Source organism: Microvirga sp. M2, from assembly GCF_047497095.1.
Taxonomy (GTDB): Bacteria; Pseudomonadota; Alphaproteobacteria; order Rhizobiales; family Beijerinckiaceae; genus Microvirga.
In genome coordinates, this window is sequence record NZ_CP134064.1 from 1397426 (window position 1) to 1421987 (window position 24562).

The 24562-nt window shown below is 64.7% G+C and carries 22 protein-coding genes; 18 read left to right on the forward strand and 4 right to left on the reverse strand.

The window, feature by feature from the left end:
- The 7 genes from RE429_RS26090 to RE429_RS26120 all read left to right on the forward strand — a co-directional run bounded on the left by RE429_RS26090 (window position 1) and on the right by RE429_RS26120 (window position 7960).
- Window positions 1-204 (forward strand): hypothetical protein, encoded by a 204-nt coding sequence (locus RE429_RS26090; protein ID WP_414474628.1) that lies wholly within the window; start codon window positions 1-3, stop codon window positions 202-204.
- A 37-nt stretch (window positions 205-241) separates the two neighbouring features.
- Window positions 242-2347, forward strand: coding sequence for a potassium-transporting ATPase subunit KdpB (kdpB, locus tag RE429_RS26095; protein ID WP_414474629.1), 2106 nt, complete (start codon window positions 242-244; stop codon window positions 2345-2347).
- An 11-nt stretch (window positions 2348-2358) separates the two neighbouring features.
- Window positions 2359-2970, forward strand: a complete 612-nt coding sequence (locus tag RE429_RS26100) for a K(+)-transporting ATPase subunit C (RefSeq protein ID WP_414474630.1) — start codon at window positions 2359-2361, stop codon at window positions 2968-2970.
- A gap of 52 nt (window positions 2971-3022) precedes the next feature.
- Window positions 3023-5743, forward strand: a complete 2721-nt coding sequence (locus RE429_RS26105; protein ID WP_414474631.1) for a DUF4118 domain-containing protein — start codon at window positions 3023-3025, stop codon at window positions 5741-5743.
- Window positions 5740-6447 (forward strand): response regulator, encoded by a 708-nt coding sequence (locus RE429_RS26110; protein ID WP_414474632.1) that lies wholly within the window; start codon window positions 5740-5742, stop codon window positions 6445-6447. Before RE429_RS26105 ends, RE429_RS26110 begins: the two co-directional genes overlap by 4 nt.
- A 217-nt stretch (window positions 6448-6664) precedes the next feature.
- Complete coding sequence (locus RE429_RS26115) at window positions 6665-7342, forward strand: hypothetical protein (protein WP_414474633.1); 678 nt, start codon at window positions 6665-6667, stop codon at window positions 7340-7342.
- Window positions 7343-7633: 291 nt separating this feature from the next.
- Window positions 7634-7960, forward strand: a complete 327-nt coding sequence (locus tag RE429_RS26120; RefSeq protein WP_414474634.1) for an ATPase inhibitor subunit zeta — start codon at window positions 7634-7636, stop codon at window positions 7958-7960.
- 97 nt (window positions 7961-8057) lie between these two features.
- Here RE429_RS26120 and RE429_RS26125 read toward each other — a convergent pair whose 3' ends face one another.
- Window positions 8058-9344, reverse strand: coding sequence for a DUF2254 domain-containing protein (locus RE429_RS26125; RefSeq protein WP_414474635.1), 1287 nt, complete (start codon window positions 9342-9344; stop codon window positions 8058-8060).
- 143 nt (window positions 9345-9487) lie between these two features.
- Window positions 9488-10495 carry an ABC transporter transmembrane domain-containing protein gene (locus tag RE429_RS26130; RefSeq protein ID WP_414474636.1) on the reverse strand — a complete coding sequence of 336 codons (1008 nt, stop codon included), beginning with the start codon at window positions 10493-10495 and terminating at the stop codon, window positions 9488-9490.
- Window positions 10496-10820: 325 nt separating this feature from the next.
- Between RE429_RS26130 and RE429_RS26135 the strand changes: the two genes are divergently transcribed.
- The 7 genes from RE429_RS26135 to RE429_RS26165 all read left to right on the forward strand — a co-directional run bounded on the left by RE429_RS26135 (window position 10821) and on the right by RE429_RS26165 (window position 17900).
- Window positions 10821-11084, forward strand: a complete 264-nt coding sequence (locus RE429_RS26135) for a hypothetical protein (protein ID WP_414474637.1) — start codon at window positions 10821-10823, stop codon at window positions 11082-11084.
- Window positions 11085-11242: 158 nt separating this feature from the next.
- Window positions 11243-11566 (forward strand): Hsp20/alpha crystallin family protein, encoded by a 324-nt coding sequence (locus RE429_RS26140; protein ID WP_414474638.1) that lies wholly within the window; start codon window positions 11243-11245, stop codon window positions 11564-11566.
- Window positions 11553-11831: an Hsp20/alpha crystallin family protein gene (locus RE429_RS26145; protein WP_414475941.1), complete on the forward strand. Its 279-nt coding sequence runs from the start codon at window positions 11553-11555 to the stop codon at window positions 11829-11831. The genes RE429_RS26140 and RE429_RS26145 overlap by 14 nt, the downstream gene beginning before the upstream one ends.
- Before the next feature lie 103 nt (window positions 11832-11934).
- Complete coding sequence (locus RE429_RS26150; RefSeq protein WP_414474639.1) at window positions 11935-13008, forward strand: NAD(P)-dependent alcohol dehydrogenase; 1074 nt, start codon at window positions 11935-11937, stop codon at window positions 13006-13008.
- Between the two features lie 673 nt (window positions 13009-13681).
- The gene (locus RE429_RS26155) at window positions 13682-15598 is read left to right on the forward strand and encodes a heavy metal translocating P-type ATPase (protein WP_414475942.1); all 1917 of its coding nucleotides are present in this window, start codon (window positions 13682-13684) and stop codon (window positions 15596-15598) included.
- Between the two features lie 225 nt (window positions 15599-15823).
- Entirely contained in the window at window positions 15824-17371 is a 1548-nt protein-coding gene (locus RE429_RS26160; protein WP_414475943.1) for an MBL fold metallo-hydrolase, read from the forward strand.
- Window positions 17372-17492: 121 nt separating this feature from the next.
- Window positions 17493-17900 carry a hypothetical protein gene (locus tag RE429_RS26165; protein ID WP_414474640.1) on the forward strand — a complete coding sequence of 136 codons (408 nt, stop codon included), beginning with the start codon at window positions 17493-17495 and terminating at the stop codon, window positions 17898-17900.
- Between the two features lie 136 nt (window positions 17901-18036).
- Here the strand turns inward: RE429_RS26165 and RE429_RS26170 are convergent, their stop codons facing one another.
- Window positions 18037-18879 carry a universal stress protein gene (locus tag RE429_RS26170; RefSeq protein WP_414474641.1) on the reverse strand — a complete coding sequence of 281 codons (843 nt, stop codon included), beginning with the start codon at window positions 18877-18879 and terminating at the stop codon, window positions 18037-18039.
- Window positions 18880-19333: 454 nt separating this feature from the next.
- Here RE429_RS26170 and RE429_RS26175 point away from each other — a divergent pair, with 454 nt between their 5' ends.
- Together RE429_RS26175 and RE429_RS26180 are read left to right on the forward strand one after the other, a co-directional pair.
- A complete protein-coding gene (locus RE429_RS26175; RefSeq protein WP_414474642.1) occupies window positions 19334-19810 on the forward strand; it encodes a pyridoxamine 5'-phosphate oxidase family protein in 477 nt (158 codons plus the stop codon).
- A 340-nt stretch (window positions 19811-20150) separates the two neighbouring features.
- A complete protein-coding gene (locus RE429_RS26180) occupies window positions 20151-20672 on the forward strand; it encodes a lipocalin family protein (protein ID WP_414474643.1) in 522 nt (173 codons plus the stop codon).
- A gap of 78 nt (window positions 20673-20750) precedes the next feature.
- Here the strand turns inward: RE429_RS26180 and RE429_RS26185 are convergent, their stop codons facing one another.
- Window positions 20751-21257 carry a cytochrome b gene (locus RE429_RS26185; RefSeq protein WP_414474644.1) on the reverse strand — a complete coding sequence of 169 codons (507 nt, stop codon included), beginning with the start codon at window positions 21255-21257 and terminating at the stop codon, window positions 20751-20753.
- 626 nt (window positions 21258-21883) lie between these two features.
- Here RE429_RS26185 and RE429_RS26190 point away from each other — a divergent pair.
- Together RE429_RS26190 and RE429_RS26195 are read left to right on the forward strand one after the other, a co-directional pair.
- Window positions 21884-23986 (forward strand): alkyl/aryl-sulfatase, encoded by a 2103-nt coding sequence (locus RE429_RS26190; RefSeq protein ID WP_414474645.1) that lies wholly within the window; start codon window positions 21884-21886, stop codon window positions 23984-23986.
- Between the two features lie 294 nt (window positions 23987-24280).
- A complete protein-coding gene (locus RE429_RS26195; RefSeq protein WP_414474646.1) occupies window positions 24281-24547 on the forward strand; it encodes a cation-transporting P-type ATPase in 267 nt (88 codons plus the stop codon).
- Window positions 24548-24562: the final 15 nt, after the last annotated feature.

The following is a 24562-nucleotide window of genomic DNA, read 5'->3' on the forward strand; positions in this document are numbered from 1 at the left end:
ATGGTCGCGATCACTCCGAAACATGCCCGGCGGGCCCGAAGCGACCATACGCGGCGGCTCCGGAGAGCGCTCATCGAGCGCCTCCGCCCGGGCCTCGGGTCGGCGCCACGAGCCTCAACGCTCGTCCTCGCCCTGACCGCGGCGGCCATGCTTGCAGGGCTTATCCTTTCGATGATCGCGCCGCATCTCGGCGGCGCCCAATAGAACTTCCTCGACCGACAGGCTCTGGAGACACTCTCCGATGGCTAAAGCAACGCAGACATCGCTCTTCGACCGCCGCATTCTCCTTCCGGCGATTGGCGCGTCCTTCCAGAAGCTCGACCCACGGCTCATGATCAGGAACCCGGTCATGTTCGTGGTCGAGGTCGTCAGTGCCCTTGTGACGGTTCTCTTCATCCGCGATCTGGCGACGGGGGGCGGTGCTAACCTCGGCTTCGCGTTCCAGATCATCCTGTGGCTCTGGTTCACGCTTCTGTTCGCAAACTTCGCCGAGGCCGTTGCCGAAGGGCGAGGCAAGGCCCAGGCCGAGTCCCTGCGCCGGACGCGCACGGAAACCCAGGCCAAGCTGATCGAAGCCACCGGCGCCGATCCTTACAGGCTCGTGCCCGGGCCGCGCTTGAGGCCCGGCGACATCGTGCTCGTGGAGGCGGGCGACATCATTCCGTCGGACGGCGAGGTGATCGAAGGCGTCGCCTCGGTCAACGAGGCCGCGATCACCGGCGAATCTGCTCCGGTCATCCGCGAGTCCGGAGGAGACCGCTCGGCCGTGACGGGCGGTACGCAGGTGCTTTCGGACTGGATCAAGGTGCGGATAACGGCGGCGCAAGGCCACACCTTCCTCGATCACATGATCCGTCTCGTCGAGGGTGCCGAGCGGCAGAAGACGCCCAACGAGATCGCATTGAACATTCTGCTCGCCGGCATGACGATCATCTTCGTCTTCGCGACGGTCACGATCCCGAGCTTCGCCGCCTATGCCGGCGGCTCGATCCCGGTGATCGTACTGGTCGCACTGTTCGTGACCCTTATTCCCACAACCATCGGCGCGCTGCTCTCGGCCATCGGCATCGCCGGCATGGACCGGCTGGTACGCTTCAACGTGCTGGCCATGTCGGGTCGGGCGGTCGAGGCCGCCGGAGATGTCGATACGCTCCTGCTCGACAAAACTGGCACGATCACGCTCGGCAACCGGCAGGCCGCGGAGTTCCGGCCGGTGAGCGGCGTCTCCGAGCGGGACCTGGCGGATGCCGCCCAGCTCGCATCCCTTGCGGACGAGACGCCCGAAGGCCGCTCCATCGTGGTGCTGGCGAAGGAAAAGTACGGCATCCGCGGTCGTGAGATGAACGAACTCCACGCGCATTTCGTCCCATTCACGGCCCAGACCCGCATGAGCGGGGTCGATGTGGAGGGCTCTTCGATCCGAAAAGGGGCGGTCGATGCGATCCTGAATCATGTCGGTGCATCGAGACCACCCATTGCCGCGACGGGAGGCGCCGCCGTTCAGGCCCTCCAGCCTCTCGTCAGCAGCGAGGCGATCCGTGAGATCCAGGCGATCGCGGATGAGATTGCCAAAACCGGCGGGACCCCGCTGGCCGTGGCCCGCGATGGGCGCCTGCTCGGCGTCATTCACCTGAAGGACATCGTGAAAGGCGGGATCCGGGAGCGCTTCGTCGAGCTGCGCCGCATGGGCATTCGCACCGTCATGATCACGGGCGACAATCCCATGACGGCAGCCGCTATCGCGGCCGAGGCCGGCGTGGATGATTTCCTCGCCCAGGCCACCCCCGAGAACAAGCTCCAGCTCATCCGGGACGAGCAGGCCAAGGGCAAGCTGGTGGCCATGTGCGGCGACGGCACCAACGACGCCCCGGCGCTGGCCCAGGCGGATGTCGGGGTGGCCATGAACACCGGCACAGTTGCGGCCCGCGAAGCCGGCAACATGGTCGACCTCGACTCCGATCCGACCAAGCTCATCGAGATCGTCGAGATCGGCAAACAGCTTCTCATCACTCGCGGCGCGCTGACCACGTTCTCGATCGCCAACGACGTGGCCAAGTACTTCGCCATCATCCCGGCGATGTTCGTGATCATCTATCCGCAGCTCCAGGCCCTGAACGTCATGCGCCTGGCGAACCCGCAGAGCGCGATCCTGTCGGCGATCATCTTCAATGCGCTGATCATTATGGCTCTGATCCCGTTGGCGCTGCGGGGGGTGCGCTTCCGCGCCGTGGGAGCGGCGGCGCTCCTGAGGCGTAACCTGCTCATCTACGGGTTCGGCGGCATCGCCGTGCCGTTCATCGGCATCAAGGCGATCGATCTGATCGTGACCGCCCTGCGCCTCGCGTGAGGAGAACAGCGATGCTGAAAGAAGTTCGTCCCGCTATCGTTCTCGTGGTGCTGCTGACGGCCATCACCGGATTGGCCTATCCCCTTGCCGTGACCGGGCTCGCTCAGGTGCTGTTCGCGAGACAGGCTGAAGGGAGCCTGATCGAGCGGGATGGCAAGGTGATAGGATCCGACCTGATCGGCCAGGCCTTCACGAGCGACCGCTATTTCCATGGGCGGCCGTCCGCAACGCTGGGAGCGGATCCGAACGACCCGAGCAAGACCGTGCCTGCCCCCTACAATGCCGCGAACTCCGGCGGCTCGAACCTCGGCCCCACCAATAAGGCACTTGTGGAGCGGGTTCAGGGCGCCCTCGAAAGGCTGCAGGCCGAGAACGGTTCGGCTCCTGTGCCGGCCGACCTCCTGACCACCAGTGCCAGCGGCCTCGACCCTCACATTTCGCCCGAGGCGGCATTGGTCCAGGTCCCACGCGTCGCCAGGGCCAGGGGCTTGCCGGAGGAGCCATTGCGCCAGGTGGTGAACGGGCTGGTCGAAGGGCGGCAGCTCGGGCTCATCGGGGAGCCCCGGCTCAATGTCTTGGCCCTGAACCTGGCGCTCGACCGCATGGCGGCGCAGCCCCGCTAGAATAGTCGGCGGATCCGTGACAGGAGGATAATCCGGACAGGAGCTGTGATCGATGCCTGAGCCATGGCGTGAGGAACAAAGGCCGTCGCCGGAAGCGTTGCTGGAGGCCGCCCGTCGCGAGGAGGGCCGCCGTGGCCGCCTCAAGGTCTTTCTCGGCGCCGCTCCCGGCGTCGGCAAGACCTACGAGATGCTCGTCACGGCCCAGGCGCGGCGCAGCGAGGGCATGGACGTGGTGGTCGGGGTTGTTGAAACCCATGGGCGCAAGGAGACCAAGGCCCTCTTGGAAGGGCTGGAGGTCATCCCCCGCCGGCGGATCCCTTACATGGGCCACGAACTCGAGGAGATGGACCTCGATGCCATCCTGGCGCGAAAGCCCCAACTCGTCCTCGTCGACGAGCTGGCCCATACCAATGCGCCCGGAACCCGCCATCCCAAGCGCTATCTCGATGTCGAGGAACTCCTCAGCGCCGGGATCGACGTCTACACCACGGTCAACATCCAGCACCTGGAGAGCCTGAACGACGTCGTCGCACAGATCACCCGGATCCGGGTTCGGGAGACGGTTCCCGATTCGATCATCGACCGCGCCGATGACATCGAGGTGATCGACCTGACCCCGGATGACCTGATCCGGCGCCTGAAGGAAGGCAAGGTCTACGTTCCGGAAACCGCCGCGAAGGCTCTCGATCACTACTTTTCGTCCGGAAACCTGACGGCTCTGCGGGAACTGGCCCTGAGGCGCACCGCCCAGCGCGTGGACGAGCAGTTGCTGACGCATATGAAGGCCCACGCGATTCCGGGGCCGTGGGCCGCCGGCGAGCGGGTGCTGGTCTGCATCAGCGAAGACCCTCAATGCGCAGGCCTCGTGCGCTATACCAAGCGCCTCGCGGACCGCCTCCATGCCCACTGGACGGCGCTCTACATCGAGAGCCGCAGGAGTGCACAGCTGTCCGAGGAGGAGCGCGACCGCATTGCCGATACGCTCCGCCTGGCCGAGCGGCTCGACGGCGAGGCCATGACCGTGCCGGGTGGAGTGCACGGAATCGCCGACGACGTGATCGCCTTCGCGCGGGAAAACAACATCACGCAGATCGTCATCGGAAAATCGGCCCGCTCGCGCTGGTTCGAGATCCTGCACGGATCCGTGGTCCATGAGCTCGTCAGGTGGTCGGGCGACATCAGCGTCCACGTGATCAGTGGCAGCGATGTCGCGCAGGATCGCATCGACAGGAAGACAGTTCGGACCGAGAAGACCAGCCGGCCCTTCGAGCCTGTTCCCTACGGCGTGACCCTGCTGACCGTTGGGGCGGCCCTTGGCATCGGCAAATTGATCGAGCCGTTTGTCGGGGCTCAGAATGTCGACTTGGTGTTCATGACGGCTGTGGTGGCAGTCGCTGTGCGTCTCGGCCTCTGGCCATCGCTGCTTGCGGTCGTCGTTTCGGCTCTCAGCTACAATTTCTTCTTCCTGCCCCCACTCTATACGCTCACCATCGGGGATCCGGCGAATGTCGCAGCGCTGGTCTTCTTCGCCGTGGTCGCGGTTCTCGTGTCCAACCTTGCGGCCCGCGTGAGGGCGCAAGCGGTTACGGCCCAGGCGCGGGCCCGCACCACGGAGGCGCTTTATGCCTTCAGTCGCAAGCTCGCGGGTGCGGGAGCACTCGACGACGTGCTGTGGGCGACGTCGTACCAGATCGCCCTGATGCTGAAGCTGCGGGTGGTGCTCCTCCTTCCGGAGAAGGGCGTGCTGACCGTCCTGTCGGGATATCCCCCGGAGGACACGCTGGACGAGGCTGACCTGGCGGCTGCCAAGTGGGCCTTCGAGAGCAGCCGCCCGGCCGGACGTGGAGCCGATAGTCTGCCGGGCGCCAAGCGGCTGTTTCTGCCCATGCGCACGGGGCGCGGCACCATCGGCGTGATCGGGTTGGACAGCGATAAGCCGGGCGCGCTGCTGACGCCGGACCAGCGCCGGCTGTTCGATGCCCTCTCGGATCATGCCGCGCTCGCCATCGAGCGGGTGCTTCTCGTCGAGGATCTCGACCGTGCGAAGCTCGCGGCAGAGACTGACCGCCTGCGCCAGGCGCTCCTGACGTCGATCTCGCATGATCTGAAGACGCCGCTCGCGGCGATCTTCGGCTCGGCCGGGACCCTGCGGGATTTCTCGAATGCGTTGGGCGACGAGGCAAAGGGGGAGTTGCTGGCCACCATCATGGATGAATCGGAGCGGCTGAACCGCTTCATCGCCAACCTGCTCGACATGACGCGTCTCGAAGCCGGTGCCGTTAGGCCCAACCTTGCCCTGCACGACGTGGGCGAGATCGTCGGGACCGCCCTTCAGCGGGCCGGCAAGGTCCTGGCGCAGCATCGCGTGGAGGCGGAGATCGCGGCCGACCTTCCCATGCTCAGGCTCGACGCGATTCTGTTCGAGCAGGTCCTGTTCAACCTTCTCGACAATGCCGCCAAGTACGCACCTGAGGGCACGACCGTTGTCCTGCGCGCCTGGCGGAACCGGGACACGATCCGCCTCCAGATTCTCGATGAAGGTCTGGGCATCGCGCCCAACGATGTCGAGCGGATCTTCGACAAGTTCTACCGCGCCCAGAAGGGGGATCAGGTCCGGGCCGGGACGGGATTGGGGCTTGCCATCTCCCGTGGATTCGTCGAGGCCATGGGGGGAACGATCACGGCGGGAAACCGCGCCGACCATTCCGGTGCGGTGTTCACGATCAGCCTGCCTGTGCCGATTGAGACACAACAGATGGATACTGCCGCATGAGTGCCGCTCCTGTCCGCGTTCTGGTCATCGACGACGAGCCGCCCATCCGAAAGCTGTTGCGGATGGGGCTCGGCACCCAGGGATACCAAGTGGTCGAGGCGCCAGACGGCCAGGCCGCCTTGGAAAGGCTCGACGACAAGCCCGACCTGATCATTCTGGATCTCGGCCTGCCCGACATGCAGGGGCTCGATCTGCTCCGGCGATTCCGGGACCAGGGAGTGACCGCACCCATCATTGTGCTGTCGAGCCGTGGTGATGAAGCCGGTAAGGTGCAGGCGCTTGATCTCGGTGCCGACGATTATGTGACCAAACCCTTCGGCTTGAACGAGCTCCTGGCCCGGATGCGGGCCGCCATGCGCCATCGGCTCCAGAGCCAAGGCGAGCATCCGGTGTTCCGTGCGAGAGATCTTTCCGTCGATCTCGTGCGTCGCATCGTGAAACTCCGTGACGCGGAGGTGAAGCTCTCGCCCAAGGAATACGACCTGCTCCGGCTGCTCGTTCAGCATGCGGGCAAGGTGCTGACGCACCGGTTCATGCTGCGGGAGGTTTGGGGGGACATCTCGGATCCTCAGTATCTGCGGGTCTATATCCGGGCCCTGCGCCAGAAGATCGAACCCAATCCCGATCGCCCGGAATACATCCTGACCGAGACAGGAATCGGCTATCGTCTCAAGGATCCGGATGAGGCCCCGATTCAAGCCTGACCGGACCGGCAACGGCAACTCCCCATATCCGCAATCATGCCGTCGGCTCTCGACCCACCTGGTTCAAAACCCCGGTCATGCGGGAATGGGTTCCGGCCCCAGCAGTCTGGACAGGTCGTCGCGGGCGGCCACAGAATGGTCCGCTCGCGAAGCGGGGTTGCCACCTTCGGCGCTGGAGCATGAGCGCTGGAGCCGGACCCCTCCGAGGAGGTTGGCGATGTCTCAAGAACCGCCCCCCATGTACTCGCATCTGAGGACGCCAAGGGCGGCGGCTGTGGCGGGCATCGCCTTTTCCGTCCTGCTGGTCATCATCTTCTGGGTCTTCCGCAGCGCGGTTCCGGCCGATCCATTGGATTCCGGCACCTGGCTGGTCGGCAGCTCCAGGCACGTTGCGTTGGCGCTGAACCTCATTCCCTTTGCGGGCATCGCCTTCCTGTGGTTCATCGGCGTGCTGCGCGACCGTCTCGGTTCGGAGGAGGATCGCTTCTTCGCGACCGTGTTCCTGGGGAGCGGCCTGTTGTTCCTGGCCACCCTGTTCTTGGCCGCGACCATTGTGGGCGCCCTGCTTCTCATTGCTCCGTCAACCGAGCTGACCGGGACGGGGGCCAGTCCGACATTCCACTTCGCACGCGCGGTCGCCTATATCCTGATCAATGTCTATGCGATCAAGATGGCCGGCGTCTTCATGATCTCGACGTCCACTGTCGTGATCTACACCGGGATCGCTCCGCGATGGATGGCCGGGCTCGGCTACGCCCTGGCGGTGCTTGTGCTGCTCGGCAGCTTCTATCTCAACTGGAGCATCCTGGTGCTGCCCGTCTGGGTGCTGCTGATCAGCGCGCACATTCTGATCGATAACTTGCGCCGGAAGGACGGCAGGCCCCATCGGCCATAGCGCCGAACCCGGTGCCCAGGGTCGAGCGGAAGGGATCCGAGCGGCCTCCGAAGCGGCTTGCCAGCAGCAATGGGTAGGCGCAATGTAGGCGAGGCATGGTGGGAACATTCCATGCCCCATGATACGCCCGATCGCTCGGATCGGACCATCTGCGGCAGGCAGGGGCGGGTAGCCGGATCTGCGCCGCTTGCCCCGACGTCCCGGTGGCTTGTGCTGCGGTCCGAATCCAACCGGACTGCGGCCCGCTGACCGGATGGGGGCCTTCCACGGCAGGAAATTCGGAGAGTTTCGATGACCGGTGTCGACGATACGGGAAAGGCGATCCTCCGCAACATGCTCCTCGGCCGGTGGGCCGCCGAGAAACTGGGCATGACGGGCCAGGATGCAGAGGCCTATTCGGACGCGCTTGCCAGAGCCACGGTCGATCCCGCGCATAGCGACGTGTTCAGCCGGATCCGCAGGGACTTCGACGCCGCTGGCGTGGATCAATCGGACGAGGAGATCCTGCGCGTCATGACCGAGCTCACACTCAAGGCCGGCAATCTCATGCCGACGGCAACGGGGAGCTCCGTCGATGCCGCAGCCGTGTCCCTCGCGCGCAAACTCACGCCGCATTGAGCCCGGCTGTTGCGTGGGCCCCTGCGTGCGTGCGCGAGCCCACTCTCCCTACAGGCTGACCAGGGCTCAGGGCACCGATGCGCCTGCAGCGCCATCGTCACTTGCGCCATGTTGGCGCGGGATCGTCGAGGCGTTCGCTGCGGGCAAAGCCCAGCCCCTGCGGATCCTCCTGGCGGGCGGCCGCGCGGTCCTGTGCGTCGAGACCCGAATGCCGGATCGTCGCGTCGAGATGGGCCAGATAATCCCTCACCGCGATGCGGTGCTTCATGTCGCCCGTCTCGGCCAGTCCAGCGAGGGCGGCGCGCAGCCGTCGCATGACCTGAACCGAGGTCAGGCCATACTGGCGGATCTCGTCGAAGGCCAGCGCCAGGTAGCCCTCCCATCCCGGCATGGGAACGAACAGGCGCGCGACGCCCGCCCGGTCCTTGATCCAAAGGTTCCCGAGCGGCTGGTGGCTCAGGCGGCGCAGGAGATCATCGATCTGATCGAGCGCCTGCACGGCCGTGGTTGGATCGTTGATGGCCGGCGACAGGGCCTTGATGGCGATATCCACGAGAATGCGGAAGGCGTATTTGGGATCTTGCTCGAAGGTGCGCTCGCGACCGGTGTGAACGCACCGGGCCAGCTCGGCTTTCGGCAATGGCTTCGCCGCGGCATAGATCCTGAGGATGGCATCGCCTTCCACCAACGTGTCGCCGACAGCGGCGACGAGGTCGACGAAGGTGTCCGTCGTTTCGGCAAGGGACGCGAGGGCACGAAAGTCGATGCGCGTCACGCAGCGCGGCGAGCCGCGATGGACGACCGTCTCGACCGGTCGCGCCACTCGATGAGCTTCGGATCGGTCGTCGCCCACCCACGCGATCGCGGCGGCGTCGAACAGGTGCGCCTGGGCCTCGATCACCTGTCGGCCCTCGTGGCCGACCAGCACCAGGACCTCGGTGATCTGCATCCTGGCCAGGTTCTGCACCAGGCGCGAGAACATCAGCATGCTCGCGACAAGGAGCACCAGGACCAGCAACGTCGACAGCAGCGGGACCTCGCCGCTGCCGCCGCGATCGGTCCACAGGAGCGTGGCCATGGCATAGGTGAACGTGGCAACGAAGATCCCGAGCGCGTGGTGGAGTTCGTGTTTGCCGGCGAACCACACGACCAGCCGGGGCGAGTAGGCGATGGCGCTGAACTGCACCATGACGAAGGCGACGGAGAAGATGATGGCCGTGAAGGCGAGAATGCCGGATGCCGTTGCCGACAGGAACGCGATCGCGGCGGCAGGCGACATGGCGTGCGTATAGCCGAACAGAAAATGGTGCTCGAGCCGCGGCAAAACGGCGGCCGCGGCCAAACTGGCGATCGTGTAGACGGAGGGAATTGCCCAGGGTCTCAAAGCCCGTGCCTCACTGCCCGCAAGCCGCGATCGGATAGAAGCGCGCTTCGCTGCCTCCGGATTTTAGGCGTTCGTGGCTGTGCTGGCCAGATGCCGGCCCTTCGCGCCACGGATGCGTGCCGAAAGACCCAAAGCCGAGCTTGTCAATCGCGGAGACTTTCGACGGCACGGCTGATCAGGCCATACTTCGTCTGGGTCACCTTCAGATCGCGGAACCAGTTCACGAGGTCCCCCCACGGGTCGTTGAGTTGGCCCAGTCCGGAGATGAACGCGACGACCGTCCCAACCTCGGCCTCGCCCTTCACCACGTAGTAGCCGCCGAGCGCAAGGATGGCGGCAATACCCAGATGGTGCATGAGGTTCATCAGGAAATTCATCGAGAATTTCAAGCGAATGACGCCCATGTTGACGGTGAAGACCTGCTGAATGCGCTCCTGCTGAGGGCTGCCCGCGGCAGCACCCGCACGAGGTTGGTCGATGATGCCGACGCTGACCTGGCGAAGCGTGGCGATCCGGTAGGCGACCCGCCGGTTGATGGCCTTCTGCATCAGCGGCACGAAAACAAGCTGCGGTGAGAAGACGGCCAACGCGACCAAGGCCATCGGTGGCTGGAGATAGACCATGTAGGCAAGGACGCCGATGAGCAATCCGCCTTGGAGAAGGGGCTCAGACACGCTCGTGCCGACAAAGCCCCCGACCGGGTCCGCCTCGTCGACGACCAGGGAGACCTCGACACCTTCGGTTCCGGCTTGACAGAGCTCGGGCCTGATCTGGCGGAAGTCATCCAGAAGGGCGGTCCGGAGCCAGCGCGTCGCGCTCTCGCCAACGAAGCCGCGGTAGATATTCAGCCCAAGCTTGAGCAGCCCGGCCAGGACGGCAAGACCTGCATAGACGACCGCAAGGCGGATGATCGGTCCGGGCGCTGCCCCGACGAATGCATCGTTGACGATCCGTCGCTGAAGCTCCAGCGGTGCAATTCCGGACGTGAAGACAAGGACTGAGAGCAGGGCCAGCCCGAACTGGTCGCGGGCGCTGACGCGCCAGATGAAGCGGGAGAGACTGTGAGGGGTTCTCGCGGCAGAGCGCACCTGCCCCGAAGCGACCTCGAGCGGAAGCGCTTGTCCATGATGCGGCGAGGCCTGAGGCAGCACGGCACGGTCTCCCAAGTTCCACCGGCCCGGAAGGTTATCATCTCACCGATCGGCCGGTCACGCCTTGTGCCAGATCAACGTCCTCTTGGATTGTCCTCATCCTGCGGGTTCACCGTGGCGCGATTGAGGTCCACGGGTCAGGAACGTGACGCTGTCACCAAGCCCGACGCCATGTGGTCGTGCCTCGGATGCAGGGCGAAGAATCGCTGGCAAACCGCAAATGGCCATTCCTCCGTAGAAGTACGGGGTTTCGCTTGGCGCCGGATCGGAGATGCTATCCGGAACGGCATTCGAACCAGCATGTCTCCACGCCATGGAGGAAACCATGTCCGACGAAGCCAGCCATCAGGGTCGAATGGACCCGCCCGGTCTGGACCTGATGATGAAGGAAATCGAGCGCACGCTGGGCGCTATCGATTTCGAGCACGCGATCGAGTTGGAGAAGCTCGACAGGAGTGCGACCGCCGAAGACCTCAAGCAGCATATCCGGAAGACGCTCAGGGACGCCCATCGCGAGAGGCGGCAGCCCTATGTCGACGTTCTGTACAGGCTCTGGATGCAGCAGCGCGGCCGGCCCTTTGCGTCCTGAACGAAGCAGGCGCAGGCGCGGCCCGTTGCCGCGTGGCTCCCGGCTTTGTCGGGTCGCCGATCGGCTGCTCACGCAGGGTCCAATTTGAGCTGTATTGGCCTTCCGGCGCGGGGCCGCCAAGCCGGGCCGGATCGCAACTCCAATAGGAGGAGCCCACAATGGCCCGCAATCCGATGACCCCCTACCGCCCCGGCGGCGGAATGTTCGCAGGCGACCCCTTCCTGTCCCTGCATCGCGAGATGAATCGCCTCTTCGACGATGTCCTGCGCGGCAACAATCTTCCCGCCGCGCCGGGCGGTCAGGGCGATGTCGGCAGCTTCGTCAATGCCAGCATGAACGTGTCGGAGACCGACAAGGAGATCCGCGTGACCGCGGAACTGCCGGGCGTCGCCGAGAAGGACATCGACGTGAGCCCCGACGACGACGTGCTGACCATCCGGGGCGAGAAGAAATTCGAGCGCAAGAACGATCAAGAACGATAAGGAGAACTTCCACTTCGTCGAGCGCTCCTACGGCACGTTTCAGCGTTCGGTGCGTTTGCCCTATCGGGTCGACCCGGAGCGGGTGCAGGCCAGCTTCGAGAACGGCGTCCTTACCGTGACGGTTCCGAAGACCGAGCGGCAGGAGCGCTCCCGGCGCATCCAGGTGCAAGGGCGGGGTTCGACGGATCAGGGCGCCGGTGGCGGAGCGGTGGGACAGCCGAGAACCAGGTCATCGGGCGAATCCGGGGTCACGAAATCCGCCTGACGCCCGAGCGACGTGATTGGTGCTCCGCGACGGACCAAGAGGATGGCGGGCGTGCACTGCCGCGCGGCCTGCCGAGCCGGAATTATGTTTGGGAGGGATGATCATGCCCAGGATGAAAGTCGCCATTTTCGTCGAGCCCGGACGGATCGTTCTCGACGAGAAGCCGATCCCGGATGTCGGGCCGCTCGACGCTCTCATCCGGATCACCACCACGACGATCTGCGGCACGGACGTGCACATTCTCAAGGGTGAGTATCCGGTGGCCCGCGGCCTCACCATCGGCCACGAACCCGTCGGCGTGATCGAGAAGCTCGGCTCAGCGGTGCAGGGGTACCGGGAAGGCCAGCGCGTCATTGCCGGTGCGATCACCCCGAGCGGGCACAGCGAGGCCTGCCTGTGCGGCTGCCATTCGCAGGATGGGGCGGGCACGAAGCACGGCTGGAAGCCGATGGGGGGCTGGAAGTTCGGCAACACCATCGACGGATGCCAGGCCGAGTACGTGCGGGTTCCCGATGCCATGGCGAACCTTGCCCCGGTGCCGGATGAGCTGACCGACGAACAGGTGCTCATGTGCCCGGACATCCTGTCGACCGGCTTTTCCGGAGCGGAGAGCGGGCGCATTCGCATCGGCGATACGGTGGCCGTCTTCGCCCAGGGTCCGATCGGGCTCTGCGCCACCGCAGGCGCCCGGCTGATGGGCGCGACGACGATCATTGCCGTCGAAAGCGTGCCCGCGCGCATGGAGGTGTCGCGCCGCATGGGCGCCGACCACGTGGTCGACTTCACGAAGGCCGATCCTGTCGAGGAAATCAGGCGTCTCACCGATGGGCGAGGGGTCGATGTCTCGATCGAGGCGCTCGGGCGCCAGGAGACCTTCGAGGCGGCTCTGCGCGTGCTCCGTCCCGGCGGGACGCTGTCGTCTCTCGGCGTCTATTCGAGCGACCTCAGGATTCCGCTCGACGGCTTCCTGGCCGGGCTCGGCGACCATACGATCCGGACGACCCTCTGCCCGGGCGGCAAGGAGCGCATGCGGCGTCTCATCGGAGCGGTCGCCTCGGGGCGGGTCGACACCCGTCCGCTCGTGACGCACCGGTTCACACTCGACCGGATCGAGGAGGCGTACGACCTGTTCAGTCATCAGCGCGACGGGGTTCTGAAAGTGGCGATCACGCCGTAAGCCACTGTCGGATGGATGCCGCCACCGGATTGCTCTGGATCAAGGTGCCCATCCGACATCGAGTGCAAGATGATCGCTGTCGGACCCGGCACGGGACCGTGTCCGGGCACATGGACGGAGGGGCGATGATCAAGGACATCGTGGCGCATCTCGACGGCAGTTCCGAGGACGAGATCCGATTGGAGCAAGGTCAGGCTCTCGCGTCGGCGGATTGGGCTCTTCACCAGCCCGCTTCCTGATCTCTCGGTTGTCATGTCTATGGACGGCGGCGCAGCCGAAATCCAGATTCCGACCGAGCTCCAGGGCCAGGCCTTGAAGAACGGTGATGCTGGCGCAGCGTGCGAAAAGTGGACCGGGTTTTTCGCAAGAACGATGCCCTGTTCGATAGGGGGAGCACCGGATTGGATCCCAAAAGCGGATTCCACTTTTCACGTCCGATGCTCCAAGGCCACACCCGTCTGAGGGGGCAGGTCTTCGGTGGCACGACACGCGGCATGCTCACCTCCGCGCAAAGCCCGGTCCTGGTGGCTCGTCGAGGAATGGGACGGTCAGGGTCATGCAGACGCAAGCAGCATCGAACGGGGATAAGGCGAATGCCTCCCGGGTCGGGCGCCGGCCGGGCGAAGTCGATGCGGATCGGCAGGAAGCACCTCCGCACCACATGGAGCTGCCGATGCCCGATCGTGAGAACCCTGGGCCGTCGGCACTCTCAAGGCTCCGGAGCGCGCGGACGCTGAGGCTTCAATTGTTGCACAGCCTTCACAAGCTCGTCCGTCCCGTTCTGGTCGTCCTGCCCGCTGTCGGCCTGCTGCTGGGCTTCGGAATGCGTGTCGGCGGAAGCGGACAATGGTCGGAATCGATCTGGGCGGCGGCGACAGTTCCGGTGCTGGGCGCCCTTCTCATCCAGATCGTTGCCAGCCTGCGACGTGGGGATGTCGGCCTCGACATCGTTGCAGCCCTTTCCATGACTGGAGCCCTCTTCTTCGGGGAGTATCTTGCCGCCGTTGTCGTGGCCTTGATGTACGCCGGCGGACAATATCTGGAGAGCTTCGCCGAGCGCCGCGCCAGCCGCGAGATGAAGGCGCTTCTGGCTCGCGCGCCGCGGACAGCCATCCGCTATAACGATGGCAGGCTCGAGGAGGTCGCGCTCGACGACATCGCCGCGAAGGATCGCCTGCTCGTCCGACAGGGCGATGTCGTGCCTGTGGACGGACAGGTCGCGGCCGGAGTGGCCATCCTCGATCAGTCCGCGCTGACGGGCGAGACCATTCCCGCCCGGAAGGCGGCGGGCGAGACGGTCATGAGCGGCGTGACCAACGTCGGCGACACCTTCGATCTTTCGGCCACTCACAGCGCCGCCGACAGCACTTATGCCGGCATCGTTCGCCTGGTCGAAGCCGCCCAGCGCTCGAAGGCGCCCATGGCGCGGCTCGCGGACCGGTTCGCCCTGGCGTTCCTGGCCGTGACCATCGTCCTCGCCGGCGGGGCCTGGTTGTGGAGCGGTGATCCGATCAGAGCCCTGGCCGTCCTCGTCGTCGCGACTCCGTGCCCCCTTATCCTTGCAGTGCCCGTGGCCATCGTCTCAGGCGTCTCACGCGCCGCGAAGTCCGGAGTCCTGATTAAGGGTGGAAGGGCATTGGAAATGCTCGCCCGCGTGCGAGCGCTGGTGATCGACAAGACCGGCACCCTCACACATGGGCAGGCGCGGATCGTCAACGTCCACCCGATGGGCCTGCCTCCCGACACGCTTCTTCAGCTCGCAGCGTCGCTCGACCAGGCGTCGAGGCATGTCATTGCCCGTGCGCTTGTCGCCGAGGCTCAGGCCAAGGAACTCGACCTTCTGGTTCCCGCGGCCGTCGAGGAAATCCCGGGCGAGGGTTTGGAGGGGACCATCAATGGCCGCCGCGTGGCCGTGGGTGGAGTGCGGTTCGTGTCGCAACGTGTTCCGAAGGCCGCTGGGGCGTTCGCCGACGGCCACTATCCCGTCGGGTCGGTCGCAGTGGCTGTGGCGATCGATGGTGAACCCGCTGGGGTGCTGATCTTGGCGGATGCCCTGCGCTCGGAGTCCGCTCATGTGATCGACAGCCTTCGCCGGCTGGGGATCGCCCGCATCGTCCTGGCCTCGGGCGACCGCCGAGACGTGGCCGAGGCTGTCACCGTCGGCCTGCATCTCGACGCGGTCTACTCAGACCTTACGCCGGACCGGAAGATCGCCATTGTGCAGGCCGAGAAGCGATGCGGCCCGGTGATGATGATCGGCGATGGCGTCAACGATGCTCCGGCGCTAGCGGCTGCCGATCTGGGCGTAGCCATGGGCGCCAAGGGCACAGCAGCCAGCGCGGAGGCAGCGGATGTCGTCCTCCTGGTGGATCGTCTTGACAAGATACCGGTTGCGATCCGGGCAGCGCGCTGGTCGCGTCGCATCGCGCTCCAGAGTGTCTACGCCGGGATCGGCCTGTCCGCGATTGGAATGGTCGTCGCAGCCTTCGGCTATCTCACGCCTGTGCAGGGAGCTCTCATCCAGGAAGCCATCGATGTCGCTGTGATCCTCAACGCCCTACGGGCATTGTGGGGATCGGAGACGTCCTGAATGCCCTCACCGGCGCTCTTCCCTTCGATCCGAGCTCCAGGATTTCGGACTGCCGCTCTCATTTGGCCCGGCTCAAACCAAACGGCTCGACGGGGGAGTGCCACGGTGCGATCCTGACCCACCCGTCGCATCCTCATCGTCCAGGAGGTTCCCTTGCAGGAGGTTCCCTTGTCGTTTCGTCTCCACTTTCACGGCGCCGCACGAACCGTGACGGGCTCCTGCTTCATGCTCGAGACGGAAGCGGCCCGCATCCTGGTCGATTGCGGCATGTTCCAGGGATCGAAGGAGGAGAGGGAGCTCAATTACCGGAACTTCCCGTTCCGCGCCGCGGGGATCGACGCCCTCTGCCTCACCCATGCGCATATCGACCACAGCGGCCTCGTGCCGAAGTTCGTGAAGGCCGGCTTCAACGGCCCGATCTACGCGACCGCCGGAACGGTCGATCTGGCGTCCATCATGCTTCCGGACTCAGGCTACATCCAGGAGATGGAGGTCGATCAGCTCAACCGCCGCAACCGCCGCCGCGGACGCGAGACGGTCTCCCCGATCTACACGCAAGAGGATGCCGTCGCATCTCTCAGGCAATTCAGGACCGTGGCATATGGCCAATGGCAGGATGTCGCCCCGGGCTTCCGCGCCCGTTACTGGAATGCGGGCCATCTCCTGGGATCGGCTTCCATCGAGATCGAGGTGACACATGGCGGAGAGGACAAGCCAACCCGGCTCCTGTTCTCTGGCGATGTCGGCCCCGACCATAAGCTCCTTCAGCCCGATCCCGACGGCCCCCGCGATCTCGACTACGTCGTCCTGGAATCCACCTACGGCGATACGGATCGGGCCGGAACGACCATCGAGCGCCGCCGCCGCATGCTGCGCGACGAGGTCCAAGCGGCGAGACATCCGAGTGGGGTGCTGCTCATTCCATCGTTCGCCGTCGAGAGGACACAGGAGCTTCTCGTCGACCTGATGGAACTCATGGAAGCAGGCGAGCTGCCGGACATTCCGATCTTCATCGACTCGCCCCTGGCCTCGAAAGCCAGCGCCATCTTCAAGCGGCACGCCGGGAACCTCCGGAACGGCTCAGACCTGGTGCAAGCCCTCGAATCTCGCTGGGTTCGCTTCACGGAGACCGTCGAGCAGAGCAAGGCCATCGATCGCCTTCACAGCTTCCACATCATCATCGCGGCGAGCGGCATGTGCGAGGCGGGGCGCATCCGCCATCACCTGAAGGCATGGCTCTGGCGGGACGAGGCTACCGTTCTCTTCGTGGGATTCCAGGCGCAGGGCACGCTTGGACGGATCCTTCAGGACGGCGCCTCGAAAGTGCGGATCCATGGCGAGGAGGTGCGGGTCCGGGCCCGCATGCGGACACTCGACCTCTACTCGGGGCATGCGGATGGGCCGGAGTTGAAGGCCTGGCTTGCCGAGCGACTCCCGGTCCGGCGCGGGGTCTTTCTGGTGCATGGCGAGGACGCGCCCCTCAAGGCGCTGCAATCGTCCCTCGCCGAGCTCGATCGCGTGCCCGGCGCGATCATTCCGGAAATCGACGACGTCTATGATCTGGCGAGCGATCACGCGGTCCGGGTCGAACGTCATGAGGAGCGCCTGCCGAGCGCGAGCGCAGGCCATCGGGATTGGCACAACGACTATGCGGAACTGCTTCTCGAGATCGGCGACGCCGTAGAGGCGGCGGCCGACAGGAAGGCGAAAGGGGTCATCATCCGGCGCATCAGAGACGCCTTGAAGAACGGCTCCAAGGATCGCGCTCGCTGATCCGACCGCCACTGTTTCCACGAGGGGTTGATCACGATCAAGGCGGTCGATCAGAGTCCCTCTAAGCTTTGCCACAATGTCAGGGTCTGTTCGAGACCCGCGTGCATTCCGGGAGGGACCGATGCTCCATCACGTCACGCTTCACCTGGCCCGCAGCAAGCAGTTTCCGGAGGGCAGTCCGCGCTATGGCTACGAGATCACCGCACCCCTCGATGATGAGGGCCATCTGGACCAGGAGGAATGGTCGGACAAACGGGCTTACTGCCGGGTCCGCCGGTTCTGGGCCGACGAGGGGGAGCGGCAGGGTGTCCTGATCCACCGTCCGGGCGGGGCCGGCGGGGCGACCTGGATGATCGACTACAACCAGGATCGGCCCGGCGACGAGGAAGCGGGCTATCGCCTGCACCAACATCGTTTTGCCGAAGGCGAGTACGTCACCATCGAGGACGACGACGGCAAGCCCCATACGTTTGTGGTCGTCTCGGTCACGCCGGCGCAATCCAGCAGGACGGGGGAGCATCGGACGTGAAAAGTGGGAACCGGTTTTGCGTGAAAAGATGCTCGATACCATAGACTGACAGCATCGGATGTGCGTTCGATGTCACGTCCGATGCTGTCGAGCGGCGTCGGCAGGGCATGCCTTTGAAGCGGCGGAGCCCGTCGATTCAGTAGGAGAGGAGCAGGGGTACCGGCGGGTTCCTGAGCAGCGATTGCGTCGTGCCGCCGAGCACCATCTCGCGCAGGCGCGAGTGGACATAGGCCCCCATGACGATCATGTCGGTCCGGGTCAGGTGGGCATGGTTGCGCAGGGTCTGGGCCACATCTCCGTTCACGACCGGCAAGGCGAGGACATTCACGGGGACGCCATGGCGGGTGAGATGCGGTGCGATCTCCGCGCCGGGCACCGTGTGCGCCAGGTCCTTCTCGCCCGTGACGCTGACCAGTTCGACTTGTGTGGCGGCCCGCAGGAACGGCAAGGCGTCGTTGAGCGCCCGCACCGCCTTGGCGCTGCCGTCCCAGGCCACGACGATTTTGTCTCCCTTAAAGGTTTCCCAGCCCTGCGGCACGACGATGAGCGGTCGGCCGCTGTCCATGAGCATGGCCTCGATCAGCCCGCGATCAACGGCCAGGGCGATCGGTTCTGCATCAAGGATCGACAGATCGTGGGCACGGGCGAGCGAGGTGAAGCTCTTGATGAGGTCCGGATAGGCGAGCTGCGGTGCCTGCGTGGTGCAGGCCACGCCCGATGCCGCCGCGGCCCGCTGGGACGCGTCGGCGACCGCGCGGGCAAGGGCATCGAGCCGGCGGTTCTCGGCGGCCACGAGCCCTTCGGCGAAATTGCGGACGAAGGAATACGGCACGGTCAGTTTCAACGAGGCGGCCTGCACGGTGACATGCGCGTCCGCCTGCCGGGCGAGGGAAAGCCCGTATGCCAGGACCGACGAGCGTTCCTCGGCATCCCCTTCCTCCGTCATTCCGATCAGGATGCTGCGGATGTTCTCAAGCATGGCTTCCTCCCTGTGAACGTGTGTTTGTTTTCCAAACGCAACGACATGTGCTCCCGTCCTGGATCAGGGGACGAGGACCGCAGCAACCTGGAGCCGCGGGAGGATATCCGGATCATACGTCCGACGCTCCCTCCGCGCCCTTCAAACATGCGAACGCTCATCCCCATGGAGCCCTCCGCCGTTGATCCGGTTCGAGGAAAGATCGCCCATGTCCAACCATAAGCTCCAACCATAAGCTCCAACCATAAGCTCCAACCATAAGCGACGATCCGGCTGAGTGCCCTCGGAGCGCGCGATGGCTAGGATCATCAAGAGCCATTTTCAACGAACCTGGGACCATCATGGGACCCAATGCCCGGTGCGCGGCATTGATCCAGATCAAGGAGGTCGGAGGGATCGAAGCCATCCTGGGCCGCCAGGCCGGATAAATTCCGTCCGCCATGAGGACGTTGCCATGGACGCAAGCATTCGCGAGGAGATCCTGGCTATTCTCGATCGTGCGAACGACATGACGCTCGCGACGATCCGCCAGGATGGATATCCACAAGCTACGACGGTCAGCTACGCCCATGATGGGCTCGACATCTACTTCGGTTGTGCGGCGGATTCGCAGAAAGCCCGAAACATCGGCCGCAACAGGAAGGTATCCCTGACGATCAACCTGCCCTATGTCCATTGGGGCGAGATCCGCGGTATCTCGGCGGGAGGTCTTGCGGATCGACTCACGGACACGCAGGAGATCGCAAGGGCAGGGCAACTCCTGCTCCGGAAGTTCCCGCAGGGGATCGCGGAATATGTTTCCGGCGCGATCGAGGGCGTCGCTTTCTTCAAGGTCGTTTCGAATGTGATCTCGGTTCTCGACTACCGGAAGGGTTTCGGCCATCGGGACCTCGTCGGTACCGAACCCGGCGCGCAGTCGCAGGCTCGATGAGGATATCGAAAGACGATCCTTGAGCACGTCGGGCCCCGAGGAAAGGCGTCCGGCTCCGTTGCGGATGAAACGCCTGAGCTCCTGGTTCGGGCGCAGCTTGTGGGTGAAGGAGCGTCCGTATGGGCCACCCTCATACACCACCCGAGCGTCCGAATGACGTCCGCGAGATCGTCCGCCAGGGTGTCGTAGCCTGAGCCCCTGCCCAGGTCGCTCGAGCGACCGCGCCCCCGTCGGTCAGAGGCGACACAGCGCCCGTGGATAGGGCATCCGGAGTCCATTCCTGCCGATCAGGAACGGAACCATGAAGAGCCCGTTGGGTGACGTAGACGAGGAAACACACATGACCGATGCCAGTCCCGTTGCCGCGATTCCGTCGCTCGACCTGAACCGCTACCTCGGCAAGTGGTACGAGATCTGTCGCCTTCCCCTGAAGTGGGAGGACGAGGCGGCGACCGATGTGACCGCCCGGTACAGCCTGGAGGACAACGGCACGGTCCATGTCGACAATCGCTGCTTCGATGAGGAGGGCAAGCCGACCCAGGCCGTCGGCGCGGCCACGCCCGTCAACGAGGGCAAGTCGCAGTTGAAGGTGTCCTTCCTTCCCGAGGGCCTGCGCTGGATACCGTTCATGAAAGGCGACTACTGGGTCCTGAAGCTCGATCCCGACTATCGGCTGGCCCTGGTCGGAACACCTGATCGGGACCACCTCTGGCTCCTGGCGCGGGAGCCGCGGGTCGACGGGAGGGAGAAGGAGGCCTACCTCGCCGAGGCGCGACGGCAGGGCTTTGATCTCAGTCGCCTGATTACGCCACGGCATACCGGGCGGGACGTGACGGATGCACTTCTTGCACGTCAATCCTGAGGACCGGCTTCATTCCGTTCGGAGCACGGACGCACGTGCAGGCCTAGCCGCTCGAAGCGAAGCCAAGGGAAGCCTGTCCTAGACGGGGGTCATGCGGCGTAGGGTGCCGTCGCGCAGGACGAACTGATGCCAGAGTGCGATCAGGGTATGCAGACCGGCGAGCCAGAGGATCAGGGTGCCACCCGTCTCGTGCAGTTCCGCCAGCAGGCCGGGCGGCCCCTGCACGGGGGCGGCAAGGGCCGGCAAACTGATCCCGAAGAACGAGATCGGCACGCCCAGGCGCGAGGCCGCGTACCAGCCGGTAAGCGGCAGGCCGATGAGGAAGACGTATAGAACCGCGTGGCCGATCTTCGCCGCCAGATTGAGCCAGGGGCCTTGGGTGTCCTCGATGCGCGGCGCCCCGCCGGCCATGCGCGCGAGCAGCCGCGGGATCATGAGGACGAGCACTGCCAGACCGAGGGAGAAATGAAGCAGAGGTGGGTTCTCGCGAACGTGCCGGCCGCCCTCGGAGGTGAACCACGCTGCCAGGACGAGCACGGCGGTGGCCCAGTGCAGGGCAATCATGAACTTGGAATAGCGTGGCATGTATGCGTCTCCTGATCCGGCAACCCTAGCCCAGCAGCCGCTGCGTCCCTAGTGAATTATCGGTAATGGCCACCTCCGCAGATCGTCACTCGAAGCTCGCGCCTTGGCTCACCTGCGACGTCAGCGCGGCGGTCATATTTACCTGACGAGACATGCCTGAGGAGACATGCGGGGTTCGGCGAACGTCACGACCTGACCGAGGCTGTGTGAGACCTCGGACCAAGCTGATTGAGACGAACGTCATCCTGTCTCTCTTTTCGACGGATGGCCATCCGTCGATCCCGCACTGCGGCTGTCCGGTAAGGAATTCTCCTGATACCCTCGCTCGGAGCGTCTGGTATACTTGATCGGGTGCTTCAAGGCATGATGGAGCGCCTTTTGCACTTGCGCCTTCAAGGCCGACTGCCGGAACCACGACGATATCGACATCTGCAGCACGGCCCTGCTTAGCGCATCGCGCGAAAATGTGGACCCGGTTTTTCGCAGGAACGATGCGCTCTTTCCAAGAAGGGAGCATCGGATGCAATCCCAAAAGTGCACATCCACTTTTGGGTCCGTTGCTCTAGGAGCACGAGCGCTTTCAATGCTGTCAAGATCAGTCCGCTGACCCATCGTGGGAGGATGACATGGCAACGAGACGCGAGTTCGTTCAAGGTCTGCCGGCCCTTGGTGCGGCCTTCACCGTCGGCAGCCACATTGTCCTGAACGAGAGCCCCGCGCAGGCTCAGGAAGCCGCACCGCTCAAGGGGCACTTTCACCCCAAGGGCAAGGCGCCGTCCCGGCACACGCTTGAGGTTCTGCAAAATGCCCGGGCAGACCTTCCCTTCGCGGACCGGCGCGACTTCGAGGAGCAGGGACGCGGCCTCATCGCACCCATGACGGACATGACAATCGCGGCCGACGGCGGCCATGTGGCCTGGGACATGGCGCAGTTCCAGTTCCTCGACAAGCAGGACGAGTTCGACAGCATCCACCCGTCGCTGGTGCGCATCTCGCAGCTCAACAACAACTATGGGCTCTATGAAGTCATCCCGGGCATCTACCAGGTTCGCGGCTTCGATCTCTCGGACCTGACGTTCGTACGTGGAAGAACCGGCTGGATCGTCTTCGATCCGTTGGTGAGCGCCGAGACGGCGCGCGCCGCCTGGTCACTGTTCCAGGAGCATGTCGGCCAGGGCCTGCCGATCGCCGCTCTCATCTATTCGCATACCCATGCCGATCACTGGGGCGGCGTACGGGGCATCCTGAAGGAGGAGGATGTCCGGGCGGGCAAGGTGCCTGTGATCGCTCCTGTCGACTTCATGTCCCATACGGCGGCCGAGAACGTGTATGCCGGGAATGCGATGAACCGGCGGCTCTTCTACCAGTACGGGCTGCTCCTCCCCGTCGCGCCGCACGGCTATGTGGGACAAGGCTTGGGTGTACGGGTGTCGGCCGGGTCGGTGGGTCTGATCGCGCCGACGCGGCTGGTCGAGAAACCGATCGAGGAATTCGAGGTCGACGGCGTGCGGATGGTCTTCCAGAACACGCCGAACACCGAGGCGCCCCGGGAGATGAACACCTACATCCCGGACATGAAGGCACTCTGGATGGCCGAGAATGTCACGGCCACGCTCCACAACATCTATACGCTCCGTGGCGCTCCAGTGCGGGATCCGCTGAACTGGTCCAAGTACATCAATGAGGCTCTGTATCGCTTCGGCCAGGACGCCGAGGTGATGTTCGCCTCACATCATTGGCCGCGGTGGGGCAATGCCCGGATCCAGGAGATACTGCGCGACCAGCGCGACCTCTACGCCCATTTCAACAATCAGGTTCTGCACTATGCCAATCAGGGCGTCACGATCAACCAGATCCACAATGTCTACCGGATGCCGAAGACGCTGGAAGCCAAGTGGCACTGCCGCGGCTACCACGGAAGCCCGCAGCACAACAGCCGGGGCGTGATCCAGCGATATCTCGGCTTCTGGGATTGCAACCCGGCAACGCTGATCCCGCTCTCACCGGAGGATTCCGCTCCACTCTATGTCGAGATGATGGGAGGCGCGGGGAAGATCATGGCGCGGGGCCGGGAACTCCATGACGAGGGCCAGTACCTCCTCGCCCAGGAGATCGTGAACAAGCTCGTCCAGGCCGAGCCGCAGAACCAGCCCGCGAAGGACCTGCTCGCCGATATCTTCGAGCAGATCGGCTACCAGCAGGAAAACCCGGGGCTTCGCAACAGCTTCCTGGCGGGCGCCTACGAGCTTCGCACAGGCATCCCGCAGGGCGATGCAGGCAATTCCAGCAGCCCGGATGTGGTGCGGGCCATGGCGACCGAACTGTTCCTGAACTTCCTGGCCATTCGCATGGACAGCCGTAAGGCCGAAGGCATGAGGTTCACGATCAACCTCGTCTCGCCTGACAACGGCGAGACGTTTATCCTCGAGATGGAAAACGCAACGCTGACCAACATCGCGGGCTTCCAGTCCAAGAATCCGGATCTCACCCTGACCATCAACCGCTCCGACCTGGAGCAGACCATGATGGGCGTGAAGACGTTGGAGGCCCAGATCGCCGATGGCACCGCGAAGGTTCAGGGTGATGTGACGGTTCTGGCGAAGCTGGCCTCGACCATGGCCGATTTCGATCCGCGGTTCGAGGTGTTGCCCGGCACGCATGTGAATCCGCCGCTCCTGTACCGTGCGGCAGCCTACCAAGCGGTGCCAGAGCAGATCATCGCGGAGTAGGGCCCGGCAGCGACGGTGGATTGCCGCTGCTCCTTGTCGATGTGATCGATGAATGGGTTTGATCGCGGCGGTCTGGACTTGTACGTCAGGATACCCGCGGAAGGGGACACGCCGATGGAGCATCCCAGACCGTCTGCCCATCGCCGATGCGATGCGGCAGCCAGGACATGCAGCCAGGACATGCAGCCAGGACATGCAGCCAGGACATCGGGAGTGGGGCAAGATGACATGAAGGCAGGGCAGCCGGCTCGAGAACCAGCGCCCGACCCGACAACGGCACGGCCGGGTGCGCCCGTGCCGGCAGGCAGCCTCGACGGCTTCTGGTCCCATTCCGTCGAGGAGACCCTCGCCCGCCTCGACACGACCCCACAGGGCCTTTCCAGCCGCGATGCGGCCCGACGGTTGGCGGAGGTCGGGCGAAACGTCGCCGTCGAGCCAACGCGCCGCAGGCTTCTCGCCAGAATCGGAAGGCGCCTCATCGAGCCGCTGATCGCCATCCTGATCGTGGCGGCCCTGATCTCCGGCGCAACGGGAGACTGGGGAGCGTCGGCATCATCCTGACCATCCTGGCCATCT

Bases quoted from the DNA above. Each gene is read 5' to 3' on its own strand.
- RE429_RS26090 (WP_414474628.1), top strand. From the start codon at position 1: ATGGTCGCGATCACTCCGAAACATGCCCGGCGGGCCCGAAGCGACCAT.
- kdpB (WP_414474629.1), top strand. From the start codon at position 242: ATGGCTAAAGCAACGCAGACATCGCTCTTCGACCGCCGCATTCTCCTT.
- RE429_RS26100 (WP_414474630.1), top strand. From the start codon at position 2,359: ATGCTGAAAGAAGTTCGTCCCGCTATCGTTCTCGTGGTGCTGCTGACG.
- RE429_RS26105 (WP_414474631.1), top strand. From the start codon at position 3,023: ATGCCTGAGCCATGGCGTGAGGAACAAAGGCCGTCGCCGGAAGCGTTG.
- RE429_RS26110 (WP_414474632.1), top strand. From the start codon at position 5,740: ATGAGTGCCGCTCCTGTCCGCGTTCTGGTCATCGACGACGAGCCGCCC.
- RE429_RS26115 (WP_414474633.1), top strand. From the start codon at position 6,665: ATGTCTCAAGAACCGCCCCCCATGTACTCGCATCTGAGGACGCCAAGG.
- RE429_RS26120 (WP_414474634.1), top strand. From the start codon at position 7,634: ATGACCGGTGTCGACGATACGGGAAAGGCGATCCTCCGCAACATGCTC.
- RE429_RS26135 (WP_414474637.1), top strand. From the start codon at position 10,821: ATGTCCGACGAAGCCAGCCATCAGGGTCGAATGGACCCGCCCGGTCTG.
- RE429_RS26140 (WP_414474638.1), top strand. From the start codon at position 11,243: ATGGCCCGCAATCCGATGACCCCCTACCGCCCCGGCGGCGGAATGTTC.
- RE429_RS26150 (WP_414474639.1), top strand. From the start codon at position 11,935: ATGCCCAGGATGAAAGTCGCCATTTTCGTCGAGCCCGGACGGATCGTT.
- RE429_RS26155 (WP_414475942.1), top strand. From the start codon at position 13,682: ATGCCCGATCGTGAGAACCCTGGGCCGTCGGCACTCTCAAGGCTCCGG.
- RE429_RS26160 (WP_414475943.1), top strand. From the start codon at position 15,824: ATGCTCGAGACGGAAGCGGCCCGCATCCTGGTCGATTGCGGCATGTTC.
- RE429_RS26165 (WP_414474640.1), top strand. From the start codon at position 17,493: ATGCTCCATCACGTCACGCTTCACCTGGCCCGCAGCAAGCAGTTTCCG.
- RE429_RS26170 (WP_414474641.1), bottom strand. From the start codon at position 18,879: ATGCTTGAGAACATCCGCAGCATCCTGATCGGAATGACGGAGGAAGGG.
- RE429_RS26175 (WP_414474642.1), top strand. From the start codon at position 19,334: ATGGACGCAAGCATTCGCGAGGAGATCCTGGCTATTCTCGATCGTGCG.
- RE429_RS26180 (WP_414474643.1), top strand. From the start codon at position 20,151: ATGACCGATGCCAGTCCCGTTGCCGCGATTCCGTCGCTCGACCTGAAC.
- RE429_RS26185 (WP_414474644.1), bottom strand. From the start codon at position 21,257: ATGCCACGCTATTCCAAGTTCATGATTGCCCTGCACTGGGCCACCGCC.
- RE429_RS26190 (WP_414474645.1), top strand. From the start codon at position 21,884: ATGGCAACGAGACGCGAGTTCGTTCAAGGTCTGCCGGCCCTTGGTGCG.